The organism is Flavobacterium inviolabile, assembly GCF_013389455.1.
Lineage (GTDB): Bacteria > Bacteroidota > Bacteroidia > Flavobacteriales > Flavobacteriaceae > Flavobacterium > Flavobacterium inviolabile.
On record NZ_CP058278.1, the window covers coordinates 1794794 to 1810334 of the forward strand.

Below are 15541 nucleotides of genomic sequence, written 5' to 3' on the forward strand. Positions count from 1 at the left end.
ATGTTGGATGAATTAAAAGACATACTCGGATTTAAATTAATAGACACCAGAAATATCGATTTTTCGGTAGTGAATTTAATTGTCCTGGTGGTGGCTTTAATGATGACGGGAGTCATTTTAAAATTCATCCTGAAAGTAATTACCCGGAAGATACCGGCAGAAGACAAAAACAAATTTGTAAGCGTATTCCAGTTTTTTAAATACATCGTTTACCTGTTCGTAGTCATGTTTACACTCCATTCATCCGGAGTGAACATGAATGTCTTTTTAACCGCTTCGGCGGCGCTTTTTGTAGGGATCGGACTGGCATTGCAAACCTTTTTCCAGGATATTATTTCCGGAATACTGATGATCCTGGACCAGTCGTTGCACATTGGCGATATTATTGAAGTAGACGGAAAAGTGGGACAGGTAACGGAAATCCGGTTGCGAACAACAAGAGCCGTAACCCGTAACGACAGGGTGATGATCATCCCGAATCATAAGTTTATGAGTGAAACCCTGTTTAACTGGACACAGAACAACAGTACAAACCGGGATCAGGTATCGGTGGGAGTGGCTTACGGAAGTGATGTGCGGCTGGTTAAAAAATTACTGGAAGACTGTGTGAGAGAAACCGAAGGCGTTTTAACAGACAAAGAGGTGATTGCGATCTTTGAAGATTTCGGAGATTCTGCCCTCAGTTTTTCCGTTTTCTTTTATGTGGGCAACGGAATGAGAACACCGAGGGTTCAGAGTGAGATCCGCTTTAAAATAGAAGAGGCTTTTCGACAACATAAAATTTCGATTCCTTTTCCGCAGAGTGAGGTTACCATTATAAACCGGCAAAATAAAGCCTGATGAAAGCAGTTTAGCATAAACTTCACAAACTTTATTTTGCTTTTTGCTATTTTAGCAAGAGATAAATATTCAAAAACGAATCATAAAATGCCTAAGATATTAATAATAGAAGACGAAGCAGCTATCCGGAGAGTATTGACAAAAATACTGTCTGAGGAGAATGATACCTATATCGTTGAAGAAGCGGAAGACGGACTTAAGGGATTGGAAAAGATTAAAAATGAAGATTACGATCTGGTACTTTGTGATATCAAGATGCCCAAGATGGATGGAGAAGAAGTGCTGGAAGCGGTAAAAAAGATAAAACCGGAAATTCCGATGGTGATGATCTCCGGACACGGCGATCTTGAAACAGCGGTTAATACCATGCGTTTGGGAGCATTTGACTATATTTCCAAACCGCCCGATTTAAACCGTTTGCTAAATACGGTCCGCAATGCCTTAGACAGAAAACAACTCGTTGTTGAAAATAAAATACTAAAGAAAAAAGTCAGTAAAAACTACGAGATGATCGGGAATAGCGAGCCTATTAACCATATCAAGGAGATTATTGACAAAGTAGCGCCCACAGAAGCGCGGGTACTGATAACCGGACCTAACGGAACCGGAAAAGAACTTGTTGCCCACCAGCTGCATGAAAAAAGCGAACGGGCTGCGGCACCCTTGATAGAAGTGAACTGTGCTGCGATTCCGTCCGAATTGATCGAAAGTGAATTATTTGGTCACGTAAAAGGAGCTTTTACTTCGGCTGTAAAGGATCGTGCCGGAAAGTTTGAAGCGGCCGATAAGGGAACCATCTTCCTGGATGAAATAGGCGATATGAGCCTTCCAGCCCAGGCAAAAGTACTGAGAGCTTTACAGGAAAACATGATTACCCGTGTAGGGGCGGATAAAGACATAAAAGTAGATGTCCGTATTGTGGCAGCAACCAATAAAGACCTTAAAAAAGAAATTGAAGAAGGACGCTTTAGAGAAGATTTATACCACCGTCTGGCGGTAATCTTAATTAAAGTACCGGCGCTTAACGACAGAAGAGACGATATCCCGTTGCTGGTAAAACACTTTGCCGAAAAAATTGCTTCCGAACAGGGAAATACGGCAAAGAAATTTTCGGCTGCCGCAGTAAAACTGTTACAGGAATACGACTGGACCGGAAATATCCGGGAACTGCGCAATGTGATTGAACGGTTAATCATTTTAGGCGGAGCGGAAATATCGGAGAATGACGTGAAAATGTTCGCGAGCAAATAGCAATAAGTAGTAAAAAATAAAAGACAGCAGCGCAAGCTTCTGTTCCTTTCTTTATACAGATGAAATTAAAAAAGATAAATGAAAAACTGGCATTAGCCTTGTCAGAAAACGGGATTCAAACGCCTAATGAAATACAGAAAGACTGCTTCGGAACCCTTAAAAGCGGAGCCGATGCGGTAGTTATCATGCCGTCAAAAGGAGGTAAAACCACCACAATTGTTTATACCGTTATCCAGAAACTGGAAAAAGCCGAAGGCGAATCGACCAGAGCCCTGATCATGGTGAAAGACAAGGAAGAAGTGCTGAAAATGGTTGAACTGTTTAAAAAGTTTGGCAATTACCATGACCTTCGTGTTTTTGGAACACATGATAAAGGGGATATCGATTATGATAAAAACCACATTTCACTGGGAATTGATGTTCTTATCGGGACACCGACAAAAATCAATGCCATGTTCTCTTCGGCAGGATTCAACATGAACACGATTAAGATGTTTGTGATCGATGATTCCGATGAACTTTTCAAACTGCGTATGGATGCCGTCGTATTGCGCCTGTCGAGCAGTATTGAAAAAACACAGCGTTTGTTCTTCTCGGAAAACCTGACCGAAAGAGTAGAAGTGCTGGCTGATAAAATCATGATCGAACCGTATCTGTTCGGTGTAGACGATTATGAAGAGGATGAAGACGAAAATTTATACATATAATTATGGGAATGATGAAAGTGTTTTCAGGGAGTGAAACTTTAGCACTCACTTTGCAAACAAAACTGGAAGAAGCCGGCGTGGATACCATTGTTAAAAACAATGTTCAAACGGCAAAAGTGAGCGGTGCCGGAGCAAAAGGCCTGGCGGTTGAAGTGTTTATCAATGAAGCTTATTTTGCAAAAGCAAATCCCGTTATTGAAGCCTTCAGGATGAGTCTTGGATAGCCAGGAGAATAGAGTATTACAACAAAAGCCGGTCGATAAAGCCGGCTTTTGTTTTTCAAACAACCGGAAATTTCAGTAAAGAATAAAAAAGCTGTAAACTCTGCTGTTAAGAAACTGAATAACTGTTCAATAAAAAACTATCTTTGCGCCTTTAAAAATAAAAAGCATAACACATTCATAAAACCATACAATGATTACAGTTAACGATATTTCGGTACAATTTGGAGGAACCACATTATTCAGTGATGTGACTTTCGCCATCAATGAAAATGATAAGATAGCTTTAATGGGTAAAAACGGAGCTGGAAAATCTACTTTACTTAAAATTATTGCAGGTGTGAACAAACCTTCAACAGGAAATATTTCTGCACCCAAAGAAGCCGTAATAGCCTATTTGCCACAGCATTTATTAACGAAAGATGATGCGACCGTTTTTGAAGAAACTTCCAAAGCATTTGCCACCATTTTCGAAATGAAAAATGAAATTGATGCCATTAACGAACAGTTAACCGTTCGTACGGATTATGAAAGTGACGAGTACATGAAATTAATTGAAAGAGTTTCCGAGTTAAGTGAGAAATTCTATTCGATTGAAGAAGTAAACTACGAAGCGGAAATCGAAAAAGTACTGAAAGGTTTGGGATTTGTAAGAGAAGATTTTACAAGACCTACTTCGGAGTTCAGTGGTGGATGGAGAATGAGAATCGAGCTGGCAAAAATCTTATTGCAAAAACCCGATTTGATTTTACTGGATGAGCCAACGAACCACATGGATATTGAAAGTATCCAGTGGCTGGAAGACTTCCTGATCAATTCTGCCAAAGCAGTAATGGTAATTTCCCACGACCGTGCTTTTGTTGATAACATTACCAATCGTACTATTGAAGTAACAATGGGACGTATCTATGATTATAAAGCCAAATATTCCGATTATCTGGAATTGCGTAAAGACCGTCGCGTGCACCAGCAAAAAGCATACGATGAGCAGCAAAAAATGATCGCGGAAACACAGGAATTTATTGACCGTTTTAAAGGAACCTATTCCAAAACCTTACAGGTACAATCCCGTGTGAAGATGCTGGAAAAATTGGAAATTGTAGAGGTAGACGAAGTGGATACTTCGGCACTGCGCTTAAAATTCCCGCCCTCACCGCGTTCCGGGCAATATCCGGTAGTTGTGGAAGGATTGTCCAAAGCCTATGACAACCATGTGGTTTTTAACGATGCCAATATGGTTATTGAAAGAGGTGAGAAAGTAGCCTTTGTAGGGAAAAACGGAGAAGGAAAATCGACCATGATCAAAGCGATCATGAACGAAATTAACTTTGAAGGAAAACTGGAAGTGGGACACAATGTTAAGATCGGATACTTCGCACAGAACCAGGCGTCATTATTGGACGAGAACGTAACTGTTTTTGAAACAATCGATCATATTGCTGTGGGTGACATCCGTACCAAGATCAAGGATTTGTTAGGAGCGTTTATGTTTAGCGGTGACAACACCACTAAAAAAGTAAAAGTATTGTCCGGAGGAGAAAAAACCCGTCTGGCGATGATCAAACTGTTGCTGGAGCCGGTTAATGTCCTGATTCTGGATGAGCCTACGAACCATCTGGATATGAAAACCAAGGATATCATCAAAGATGCGCTAAAAGATTTCGACGGAACGCTGATCCTGGTATCGCACGACCGTGACTTCCTGGACGGACTGGCGACAAAAGTATTCGAATTCGGAAACAAAAGAGTTAAAGAACACTTTGAAGATATTAAAGGATTCCTGGAATTAAAGAAAATGGAAAGCCTGAGAGAGATTGAAAAATAAGCTATTCAGGGAATATAATAAAAAGGGCGGTTAATCTAATAACCGCCCTTTTTTTATTCGTTTTTCAAAATGCTTTTTCGTTTGTAGTATAAGGCAATATAGGAAGCAATCCCGCAAACGAGCCCGATGATAATCATGTTGCGCAGCGCACTAACCGTTTGGGATAACTCCCCGTTTTCGATAATCAGTATCCGGAAAGCCTTCAGGAAATGTGTTAGCGGAATCACATCGGCAACACATTGCACCCAAAACGGCATCTGGCTTAACGGCCACGTAAAACCACTCAAAATAAAACTGGGTGTGGCAATTACCATTAAAATTTCGGTTGCTTTAAGCTGGTTCGGAACCAGTATGCTAACTAGTACGCCGATAAAGCAGACGGAAATCACAAAGATGCCGGCCACAAAAGTAAGCGGTAACAGGTTGTCAAAAAACGGAATCCGGAACCATAATGTAAACAGCCAGTACAGGATCCATAATCCGAAACTCATAAGCAGATACGGAATGATTTTAACAGCCATCAGCTTTAACAGGGACGGACATTTCTGAACCAGTTCCCGGAATGTTCCGTTTTCATACTCGGAGGCAAACGATAACGCAAGCCCTAACAGTAAAACCTGCTGTAAAACGGTTGCCAGTACGCCCGGCCAGAGGAAATACATATAATTCGTACTGCGGTTGTACTTTTTGATAAAAGTCGTTCTGAACGGTTCGTATTGCGTCATGACGAGGTTTTCGGGAGTACCTTGCTTGCGCAGGGTTTCAATCTGCACACCGGCTTTTAAAGTACCCAGGCAGACCTGTAAAGCCGAAGAAGCATAATTGGCCGTCAGCACATTTGAAGTGTTGACGATCGTAATGATTTCCGGATACTTTTTAGTGAGTACCTTCTTTTCAAACCCTTTCGGGATCATGACCACACAGGCAGCTTCTTTGTCGATGGTGACTTTTGATAAATTGTTCTGATCATACAGCGTTGCGGCAACATTCAGGACCTCATTGTCTTCAAACATCTGAATGACTTTCGCACTCATCTCGCTGCGGTCTTCATCTACCACTACAATCGGCAGGTCGGTTACCTTACCTTTACCGTAAACATAACCCAATAAGATACCGTATAAAAGCGGTGCTCCGATAAACAATAACCGAAGGACCTTATTTTGCCAGAAGAACCGGAACTCTCTTTTAAAAAGGGACCAAAAGTTTTCCATAATTATAAGGATAAGGTTACTGTGGTTTTGGTAATCAGCTCTTTTGACGCGTTAATGTCTACAGGCGTAATCCTGATTTCAAACAGACTTTCCTGCATTTCATAATCCGGATAGGCGGTAGCGATATTACCGTAGGCTCCCAATTGTTTTATGGTGGAAACCCTGCCTTTCATTTCTTTCTTTTTATACGGGACATATACGGACAGCTCCTGACCTTTTTTAACTTTATCCAGCTGGCTTTCCGGTAAGGTAAAACGGAAATAAGTAGTATTGTCCAGATAGCCGTTAAACAGGGTATAACCCGGTAAGGCTAATTCACCTACATTGAGTGTAATGGTTTCAATGCTCATATCCTGCGGGGCGATGATATAGCGTTCCTTGTCGGCTGTTTCCACTTCCTGCAACGCGCCAAGTGCGCGGTCCTGTTGGCCTAAAGCCATTGTTTGCTGTTCAATTCGCGCCCCTCTTCGGGCATCGTCAAGTTCTGCCTGAACGGCAATATACTGCGATTGCGCACCCTGATATTTGGCAAAAGCCTCGTCATAGGTTTGCTGCGACACCAATGAGTCTTTGAGCATATTACTCAACCGGCGGATGGATTTTTGTGCAAAATCATATTGTTCCTTTAAGGCTTTTTGTTTGGCTTCCAGCTGTTTGATCTGGTTGTCGGTAGCGCCTTTTACCGCCATTTTATATTGTGCTTTGGCAGAAACCACAGCACCTTCCGCCTGATTTTTTTTAGCGTCTACTTCCGGAATATCCAACAATGCCAGCGTATCGCCTTTTTTGACCAGATCGCCTTCTTTAACGAAGACCTTTAGTATTTTTCCAGGAATCTTGCTCACCACGGCAATTTGTTCTTTTTCGACTTTGCCCTGGATTTTTCCATCATTTTTTGATTGACCACATCCAATGATTAAGGAGGTTAGTGTCAGTAAAGTGATTAATTGTCTCATAGGTTCCTGATTTTATTTGGATAACTGTTTGGTTAGTTCCCCGGTTGCTATTATGGTTTCGATGGCGGCTAAACGCTGCTCGATTAAAGTGTTTACTTTGTTTAAAGAAGCTTTGTACAAATCGTTCTCGGCTTCCAGGCGTTCTGAAATATTGATTAAGCCTTCTTTATACTGTTTGACAGCCAGATTCAGGTTGTTGCCGGCTACCTTTTCCTGCTGGCTGGCAATTGCTGTTTTCTGATTCAGTACCGTATAATTGACGAAATTGTTTTCCAGAAGCAGTTGCAGTTTTTCTTTGGTATCGTCTATCTGGTTCTGTACCTGTTCAATATTGATCTTGGCTTCGTGTACTTTGTGTTTTCGTTCAAACCCGCTGAATAATTCCCATTTTAAGGCAGCACCGATAATCCAGTTCTGGCTGATGGTCAGCTCATTTAAACCCAGATTCAGCGGCTGGTTCAGCAACGGAAGCGGCGGTGTGGTTGCATTGGCATCAAATAAACTGGAATAGGTCATCCCGCCAAAAGCACCCAAAGTGGGTAAATAGGTCCCTTTTTCTTTTTTCAGCGCATACTCATAAGCCGATTTGAACGATTGCAACGCTTTGATTTCCTGTTTGTTTTCGGTGCTCAGGTTTTCATCCTGGATGAGATAGGGAACCAGATTGTACTGAACGTTTTTGATCTCACTATCGGAATAGCCGGTAAGGTAATTGATCTTTTTATAGACAACTTTTCGTTTTCCTTCCAGTTCTATCTTTTTGGAACTCAGTTCCAGTGTGGCCAGCTTGATTTTATCCCGGTCATACGGAATGGCAAGTCCCTGTTCGATTGCTCTGCTAACGCGCAGCGTTTCGGTATTGAGTCTTTTCTCGCTGTCGTTGATCAGCCGTTCCACTTCGTTTAAAAGTGCCAGCTGGTCGAAAGTATTGATTACGTCTTTGATGATGCCGTCTTTTTCAGACTCTGTCAGGTAGGCAGTCCCGATGGCTTTCTGTTCGATGGCTTTGGCGCCGTTCGGAATTTGAAAGCCACTGAACAAAACCGTTTTTGCCATGATACCGCCGTGGAAAATATTGCCATAATTGTCAAAGGAAGTTTTGCCTTCCAGCAACGGATAATTGACAATGGGTACATTCACGGTTGGAAAATCAACCGTCAGCCGGTTGTCAAAGTACATATAAAGTGCTGTGGCTTCAACGGTGGGAATGTATTTGTTCCAGACACTTTTTTTCTGAAGATTCAGCTTTTCAACTTCAAGATTTTTATTTTTTAGCGAACTGCTTTTTTCAATGGCTTTGGTAATGGCATCCTCCAGTGAAGTAGACACTTCAATCTGGGCATGAGCCTGGAAAAACAGGAATAGCGAAACGAAGGAAAGGAGTATGTTTTTTTTCATCTTATTTCTTTATTTCGAGGTTATCGTATATTTTTAAGAAAGTCTCCCGGACAATGCGGAGTTCATCCGGATCGATGCCCTTTACCGCTTCATTCACGGTAGCATCGACTACTTTCATAACCGTATTTTCAATAGATTTCCCTTTGTCGGTCAGGAAAATCAGGTTCAGGCGACGGTCTTTGGCGTCCGGTTTGCGGGTCACCAATCCTTCTTTTTCAAGATTGTCCACTAAACGGGTAATGCTTGGTTTATCCCTATAGGTTTCATCGGCAAGTACCTGCTGGGAACAACCGTCATTTTTCCAGAGTACTGCCAGTATGGACCATTTCTCTTTTGTTAAACCAATATTGTTAGCCTTGAAATTATTCAGCAAAGCCCGGTTAAAAGCCGACTGTATTCTTCCGGATAATATATTGTATAAATTTTCAGTTGTAAAAATAGTTTCCATGACAATAGTTGTTTAAACAACTACAAAAGTAGCGACTTTTACCGGCTAATTCCTTATTTTTCTTGTTATTAACATTTTTTTATAAGAAATATGTTCCTATAAATGTAAGATATATTTTTCTAAAAACGATTCCTGAATTGTGATTTTTTGGTTAATAATCACAGATTTAATCGCATTTTGAATGGTGTTGTTGTGAAGATGCTGACTGTAACAGCGGATTAAAAAAGGCATGAAGTTATCCTCCATGCCTTTTTTTGATTTTGCGGGTGTGCCGGAATTTATTTTTTCAGGCTTAATTGGTAAATGTCTGCCTGTAGTTTGTCGGTGTCATTGTCTTCACATAACAGGAAGGTAATATCATCAGCCGACTGGCGGTAAACGGTTAAACCTTCAAACTTATGCGTGTCGGTGATTTTTCGGGTAAAATCAACTTTCATCTTTTCAATATCAATACAGCCGATAACGCTTCCCAAAACGGCACCGTCATTATAGGTTGAGGTCGTGTTTTCGGCGGCTGCCAAAAAGTATAGCTTATCATTCACGTGTACAGCATCGGTAAATCCGGTACGGACACCTTTAATTTTAGGTAATTTCAATTCGCTGAAAATAATGCTGAAATCATCGATAAGGTTTTTGCCCTGGATGGTAAAAACGATATTTTTCCCGGAACTTCCGTTGCCGCGGTTAAAAAAGTACCAGCTTTCCCCGGTATAGGCAACTCCTTCAATATTGAAATTTTCCGGACTGATGGCGGCAAAACTTTGCATGGCCAGATACAGATCGGAAAGATCGGTTTCGGAAATGACTTCCTTTGTTTTAGCATTAACTTTTACCATTTTGTTTCGGTTTTGTGTCGAACCGGAACCAAAAAGATAAAGCGTGTCCGCATAGGACGTTATTGCTTCAAAATCTGGTTTGATTTTTTTAGCAATGTTCTCAGCCGGATTATCCGCTAACGGATGGCGTTTCAGCTCGGAAGATTTCAGTTGGTATTCATATAAATAAGAACTGTTGTCGCTGATGATGTTTAACGTATTGTCCTTAAAAAACAAACCGGATGCCGAACCTACTCCGATAATTTGAAAGAGTAATTCCAATGTGAATCTATTCATGATTTTGCTGTTGAATTTGCTGTGTTCAAAGTACTGCAATATTTCCAGAATAAGGAAAAAAGTCGCCTGAAATTACAGCAGTCGGATTAAAAATATTCTTATTTTTATAGAAATGTAAAAGTCCAGTGCTATGAAGAATATTAAATGTGATGATTTTAGAGTGGATAAAAAAATAAAATTATCCGATATACCCACGGTGTACAATGTTGATACTTCAGAGAAAAAGAAGTCGAAAGCATTGGAAAAAACAAGGGAAAAGCTAAGCAGGCTCCAGGATAAAATGTATGCCCATAACCGTTATGGTGTGCTGATCTGTCTGCAGGGAATGGATACTTCGGGAAAAGACAGCCTGATCCGTGAGGTTTTTAAGGAATTTAATTCCCGCGGTGTAGTGGTGCATAGTTTTAAAACGCCAAATTCCACAGAACTGGAACACGACTATTTATGGCGCCATTATTTAGCACTTCCGGAAAAAGGCAAGTTTTCGGTTTTTAACAGAACGCATTATGAGAATGTACTGGTCACAAGAGTGCATCCTGAATACATACTCAATGAAAATTTACCGGGTATTGAAAGGGTGGAAGACATCCCGGAAGATTTTTGGGAAGACCGCTATGAGCAGATCAATAATTTTGAAAAGCATATTACCCGGAACGGGATTATTGTCCTGAAATTCTACCTGCATCTGAGTAAGGAAGAACAGCGCCTGCGATTGTTAAGACGCCTGAATATTGAAGACCACAATTGGAAATTTTCCCCCGGAGATTTAAAAGAAAGGGCTTTGTGGGAGCAATATCAGGAATATTATGAAGAAGTTATCAATAATACTTCCAAAAAGCATGCGCCCTGGTATGTCGTTCCAGCAGATAATAAAGAAACCTGCCGTTATATCGTTGCCAAAACAATATTGGATGAAATGGAGAAATATACCGATATCAAAGAACCGGAGCTGGATCCTGAAATTAAAAAGAATATAGCCGTTTATATTGAACAGCTGGGAAAAGAATAAATAAAAAAAACGCCTTACTTATAAGGCGTTTTTTTTATTTATTTTACGGCTTCAAACTTCGCCAGCGGTGCCATTCGGGCACGGTTGAGCTGCAGGGTTTTACCGTTATGATTGTAGTTGTCTACCGTTTGTAAGGCTTTTAAAAATTCACTTTCTGTTGTCATGTCTTCACAAGCCATAAGCGTACCCATTAAATGGGAAAGCGAGATACGGCTTCCTTCTTTCAATTCATAGGTTCCGCCAAAGCCATTACATCCGCTGAATCCGGAAACACGATGATCCTCTTTGTTCAGTTGCAGGTAAATGTCTTTACCGTTTTTTGTTGTGGTTACGGGTTTACCCATTAATTCGGTCAGTTTCCATTTCGTGCCTTCTAAGGCAACGGCTGTATCGGCTTTTTTATAAGAATTACATCCTACAGTGATAAAAGCGAAGGTTACTAAGGCTACTACTATTTTTTTCATATCTGTTACATTTGTTTGTTGAGAACATATTTTTTAGCTAATGCTCCCGTAATTTTGTTACCGTTCATATCCAGCATGATCAATTGATTGGCACTGACAAGGAACTGGCTCGGACCGTTTTTGATATTGTCTAACTTGATGGTGCTGCCATCACTGCTCCATGAAAAAGTACCTGTTATCTGAAAAATATCATTGCCCTTACCCAGGTATTTTGTGGACATCGCAAAAGTTTTGTCTTCATTTACTGTAATGGATGTTTCAATACCTTCACAATCGGCACAAGGAGTAACGCCTATATAGGTTCCGCTCCAGTCCAATAAATTCTCACTGCTTTTTTCCGGTACTGTCGTTCCTTTCATTTCTGTCTCTGCGCCAGTACTTTCCGCTTTGTTTTCCTTTTTACAGGATGTCATTGTCAATGCTATACATGCAACGGCAAGGATTACTTTTTTCATGGGAATTGATTTAAAGTTTATGACTATTTTTCAAGAAATACACTTTAAAGGTAGTGATATTTTTTTAACATTTTTTAAAAATCAGTTAAAAAAACATCACCTTTTTCCTATTATAATTTAAAACCATAGGCCAGTCGAAGCGAAAGCTGTCCTGTATTGAAATGGTTATAATCTTCGTATCGTAAGCTGATATCGATGTTTTTGGTGGCGATACCAACACCGGGAGCCCATAAAAAGGAAGTACCCATGCCGTCGTTCACCCCGATTCCGGCACCCACTTCACCCAAAACATAAATCTGGTCCCCTAAAAAGGATTTGAATCCTAATTTTGCAGGAATAAAGCCCGCATCTTTTTCTTTATTGAACAAATGGGTGTACCCCGTAGTTGCTGCCAATGAAGTTTTTTGCGTCAAATCGTATTGCAGCCTTGCATCAGCCCCCAAACTGAAATCATACGCGCTGTTAATTGGAATACCTCCGTTTAACCCAAACCCAAGTCGCCATCCTTTTTCATACCCCTGAGTCTGTGCCTGGGAATCTGTGGAAAAGAATAGTGCTGCAGCTATCGCAGTCAGTCCTAAAAGCTTTTTTACATTTTTCATAATGAATACGTTTAATGTTTAATATTTGCTATTCAAACAATAATTGCGCCATTTTGTTTTGCCTCAAAAGATAATTTTATGTTAAATTAATATAAAAATACATCATAAATAATGTTATCTGTTTGGTTGTTAGGTTTTTGTAATGTTTTTTGGAAAGGCTAAAAAATTAAGTTTTTTGTTTATTTTATGGAGAAGCAAGTTCTTACCTTTGCCGGAAATGTGGAGAAAATGAGATTGTCGGTATACACAAAAGAGTTCAGATATAATTTAAAATTAGCCTATCCTATTATTCTAGGAATGCTTGGGCACACACTTGTAGGAATCGTGGATAACATTATGGTTGGTAAATTAGGACCAACCGAATTGGCTGCCGTTTCTTTAGGAAATAGTTTTGTTTTTATCGCCATGTCTCTGGGAATCGGTTTTTCTACAGCGATTACACCGTTAATTGCAGAAGCCGATGGTGAAAAGAGTATTGAAAAGGGGAGAAGTGTATTCCATCACGGTTTGTTCCTGTGTACTATTCTGGGAATTTCGCTGTTTGCCCTGATCTATTTTTCCAAACCGATCATCAGTTATATGGGACAGCCTGCCGAGGTTGTTGAAATGGCGAAACCGTTTTTAGATATCGTCGCTTTTTCATTGATCCCGTTAATCATCTTCCAGGGATACAAACAATTTGCCGATGGGAAATCGGAAACCAAATATGCCATGTGGGCCACCATTTTGTGTAATGTGGTACACTTGATTATCAATTATTTCCTGATTTACGGGATCTGGATTTTCCCCAAAATGGGAATTGTAGGCGCAGCGGTAGGTACTGTTTCCTCCCGGTTTGTGATGCTCATTTACATGCATTATGCTTTGAAAGCAAAAGAAAAATTCAAACCATATTTTGAAAACTTCAGTTTTGGAGAGATCCGGAAAACCATGATCAATAAGATTGTAGGATTGGGCTTGCCTTCTTCCATGCAGATGTTTTTTGAAGTAGCCTTGTTTACCGGTGCAATATGGCTTTCCGGCCGATTAGGAACAACCAGCCAGGCAGCAAACCAGATTGCGTTGAGTATGGCTTCCCTGACCTTTATGTTTGCATCCGGACTGAGTGTTGCCGGAATGGTGAGAGTCGGTAATCAGAAAGGTATGCAGGATTATAAAAAACTGCAGATCGTTGCCCGTTCCATATTCCTGCTGGCCGTGGTGATTGAAACAGTATTTGCCTTGTTGTTTATTGCACTGCATAAAGTTTTACCGGGTTTGTTTGTAAACGTGGAAAATGCCCTGCACCTGAAAGACACGGCTGAGGTTATCCTGATTGCTTCCCATTTGTTATTGGTGGCTGCGGTTTTCCAGATTTCCGATGGTGTACAGGTAGTGGTTCTGGGAGCTTTGCGAGGCATACAGGATGTTAAAATACCAATGTACATCACTTTTGTAGCCTATTGGGTTATTGGTTTTCCGATCTCTATTTATCTGGGATTGTACACCAAACTGGGTGGTGTGGGTATCTGGATCGGATTGTTGGCAGGTTTAACGATAGCCGCAATATTTTTGTATCTTCGTTTTAGCCGCCTGACGAACAAACTGCTTTTGGAAGATAAAGCAAGACAGGCAGAAATAGTTAATTAAAAAGACATAAATACGTATTGAACATGGAATTACCAAAATTTGTATTGGCCGATAACACTGATTTTCCGGATGATATTTTTATCATTCACCTGGAATATCCCCGTTTTTTGATCAACCTTAAAGATGATGAAATCGAGTTCCTAGAAGAACTGGATGAAGAAGAGGAAGATGAACTGGAAGCGGAAATGGAGAAATTAATCACTCTTGCCGGAGAATTTTACGACAGAGAGATGGAACGTTATGAAGAATAACGAACCGGTTATTTAAAATACTTTTCCAATAATAACTGAGCGGCTGCAAACGGTGATATTTCATTGTTTTGCACCGCTTTTTTGTTTTCGTCCAGTAATATCTGGATATCCGGATGATTGTAAAAGTTGCGTTTCAGCTGTTCGTTGATGGTTTCCAGTAACCAGTACTGATTTTGTTCCCTACGTTTTTTACTGAAATAGTCATTGTCCTGCGTTAGCTGGAAATAATCCGTTATGGTATCCCATACATCGGCAATGCCTTCATTTGTCAGTGCGCTGCAAGTAGTTACTTTAGGCGACCAGCCGGAATTTTTCATCGGGAAAAGGTGTAAGGCACGATTGTATTCCGTTTTAGCGAGACGGGCGCGTTTGATGTTGTCGCCATCGGCTTTATTGATCACAATCGCATCAGCCATTTCCATAATACCGCGTTTGATTCCCTGCAGTTCATCGCCGGCTCCGGCTAAATTGAGCAGTAAGAAGAAATCCACCATACTGTGTACGGCTGTTTCGCTCTGGCCCACACCAACGGTTTCTATCAGGATGGTATCAAATCCGCAGGCTTCACAAAGAATGATCGTTTCCCTTGTTTTACGGGCGACACCACCCAGGCTTTCTCCGGAAGCAGAAGGACGGATATAGGCATTTTCATCCTTTACCAGTTCTTCCATCCGCGTTTTATCGCCTAAAATACTGCCGTGCGACAGCGAACTGCTCGGATCGACAGCAAGAACCGCTACTTTTTTTCCTAAACTGGTCAGGTATTTACCAAAAGCTTCAATAAAAGTACTTTTTCCAACACCGGGAACTCCGGTAATGCCTACGCGAACCGATTGATTGGCATGCGGCAAACAGGCTTTGATGACCTCATTTGCCTTTTCCAGATGGGCAGGGCTGGTACTTTCTACAAGGGTAATGGCGCGGCTCAGGGCGATTTTGTTTCCTTTCAGGATACCGTCTATCAATTGCTGGGCAGACGGCTGCTTACGGCGAAATTGCTGAATCTGGGAAACGGAAGCCGAACTGATAATTTCAGGTTGTTCGATGCCGTCTTTTTCGTGTAAAGCGGAAGGATGCATTTTCTTTTGAGCCACTGGAATAAATTTGAATGGTAAAATTAAAGAAAAAGTGCACACTGTTCAAGCTCAAATTGACAATGTGC

17 protein-coding genes are annotated in these 15541 nt (G+C 40.9%); 8 read left to right on the plus strand and 9 right to left on the minus strand.

Annotation, left to right across the window (positions count from 1 at the left end):
• The 5 genes from HW120_RS07925 (at position 1) to HW120_RS07945 (ending at position 4844) form a co-directional block, all read left to right on the plus strand.
• Positions 1–840, plus strand: a complete 840-nt coding sequence (locus tag HW120_RS07925) for a mechanosensitive ion channel family protein (protein WP_177732961.1) — start codon at positions 1–3, stop codon at positions 838–840.
• Between the two features lie 87 nt (positions 841–927).
• Complete coding sequence (locus HW120_RS07930; RefSeq protein ID WP_177732963.1) at positions 928–2091, plus strand: sigma-54-dependent transcriptional regulator; 1164 nt, start codon at positions 928–930, stop codon at positions 2089–2091.
• Positions 2092–2150: 59 nt separating this feature from the next.
• A complete protein-coding gene (locus tag HW120_RS07935; RefSeq protein ID WP_177732965.1) occupies positions 2151–2798 on the plus strand; it encodes a DEAD/DEAH box helicase in 648 nt (215 codons plus the stop codon).
• A gap of 2 nt (positions 2799–2800) precedes the next feature.
• Positions 2801–3022, plus strand: a complete 222-nt coding sequence (locus HW120_RS07940) for a putative signal transducing protein (RefSeq protein WP_177732967.1) — start codon at positions 2801–2803, stop codon at positions 3020–3022.
• A 190-nt stretch (positions 3023–3212) separates the two neighbouring features.
• The gene (locus HW120_RS07945) at positions 3213–4844 is read left to right on the plus strand and encodes an ABC-F family ATP-binding cassette domain-containing protein (protein ID WP_177732969.1); all 1632 of its coding nucleotides are present in this window, start codon (positions 3213–3215) and stop codon (positions 4842–4844) included.
• Positions 4845–4897: 53 nt separating this feature from the next.
• Here HW120_RS07945 and HW120_RS07950 read toward each other — a convergent pair whose 3' ends face one another.
• From HW120_RS07950 to HW120_RS07970, 5 genes are all read right to left on the minus strand, one after another.
• Positions 4898–6055, minus strand: a complete 1158-nt coding sequence (locus tag HW120_RS07950; protein WP_177732971.1) for an ABC transporter permease — start codon at positions 6053–6055, stop codon at positions 4898–4900.
• A 2-nt stretch (positions 6056–6057) separates the two neighbouring features.
• Positions 6058–7011, minus strand: a complete 954-nt coding sequence (locus HW120_RS07955; protein WP_177732973.1) for an HlyD family secretion protein — start codon at positions 7009–7011, stop codon at positions 6058–6060.
• A 12-nt stretch (positions 7012–7023) separates the two neighbouring features.
• Positions 7024–8409: a TolC family protein gene (locus HW120_RS07960; RefSeq protein ID WP_177732975.1), complete on the minus strand. Its 1386-nt coding sequence runs from the start codon at positions 8407–8409 to the stop codon at positions 7024–7026.
• 1 nt (position 8410) lies between these two features.
• A complete protein-coding gene (locus tag HW120_RS07965) occupies positions 8411–8857 on the minus strand; it encodes a MarR family winged helix-turn-helix transcriptional regulator (protein ID WP_177732977.1) in 447 nt (148 codons plus the stop codon).
• A gap of 278 nt (positions 8858–9135) precedes the next feature.
• A complete protein-coding gene (locus HW120_RS07970; RefSeq protein ID WP_177732979.1) occupies positions 9136–9969 on the minus strand; it encodes a DUF6929 family protein in 834 nt (277 codons plus the stop codon).
• Positions 9970–10099: 130 nt separating this feature from the next.
• Between HW120_RS07970 and HW120_RS07975 the strand changes: the two genes are divergently transcribed.
• Positions 10100–10978, plus strand: a complete 879-nt coding sequence (locus tag HW120_RS07975) for a PPK2 family polyphosphate kinase (RefSeq protein WP_177732982.1) — start codon at positions 10100–10102, stop codon at positions 10976–10978.
• 38 nt (positions 10979–11016) lie between these two features.
• On the opposite strand, the gene HW120_RS07980 is transcribed toward HW120_RS07975, so the two are convergent.
• The 3 genes from HW120_RS07980 to HW120_RS07990 form a co-directional block, all read right to left on the minus strand.
• The gene (locus tag HW120_RS07980) at positions 11017–11442 is read right to left on the minus strand and encodes an META domain-containing protein (protein WP_177732984.1); all 426 of its coding nucleotides are present in this window, start codon (positions 11440–11442) and stop codon (positions 11017–11019) included.
• Positions 11443–11447: 5 nt separating this feature from the next.
• Positions 11448–11897, minus strand: a complete 450-nt coding sequence (locus HW120_RS07985) for a copper resistance protein NlpE (RefSeq protein ID WP_177732986.1) — start codon at positions 11895–11897, stop codon at positions 11448–11450.
• Between the two features lie 110 nt (positions 11898–12007).
• Positions 12008–12499, minus strand: a complete 492-nt coding sequence (locus HW120_RS07990; protein WP_177732988.1) for a hypothetical protein — start codon at positions 12497–12499, stop codon at positions 12008–12010.
• Between the two features lie 228 nt (positions 12500–12727).
• On the opposite strand from HW120_RS07990, the gene HW120_RS07995 reads away from it, so the two are divergent.
• Complete coding sequence (locus tag HW120_RS07995) at positions 12728–14128, plus strand: MATE family efflux transporter (RefSeq protein ID WP_177736248.1); 1401 nt, start codon at positions 12728–12730, stop codon at positions 14126–14128.
• Positions 14129–14151: 23 nt separating this feature from the next.
• Entirely contained in the window at positions 14152–14379 is a 228-nt protein-coding gene (locus HW120_RS08000) for a hypothetical protein (RefSeq protein ID WP_177732989.1), read from the plus strand.
• Positions 14380–14387: 8 nt separating this feature from the next.
• Here HW120_RS08000 and meaB read toward each other — a convergent pair whose 3' ends face one another.
• On the minus strand, positions 14388–15458 hold the full coding sequence (gene meaB / locus HW120_RS08005) for a methylmalonyl Co-A mutase-associated GTPase MeaB (RefSeq protein ID WP_177736251.1): 1071 nt from the start codon (positions 15456–15458) through the stop codon (positions 14388–14390).
• Between the last annotated feature and the right edge of the window lie 83 nt (positions 15459–15541).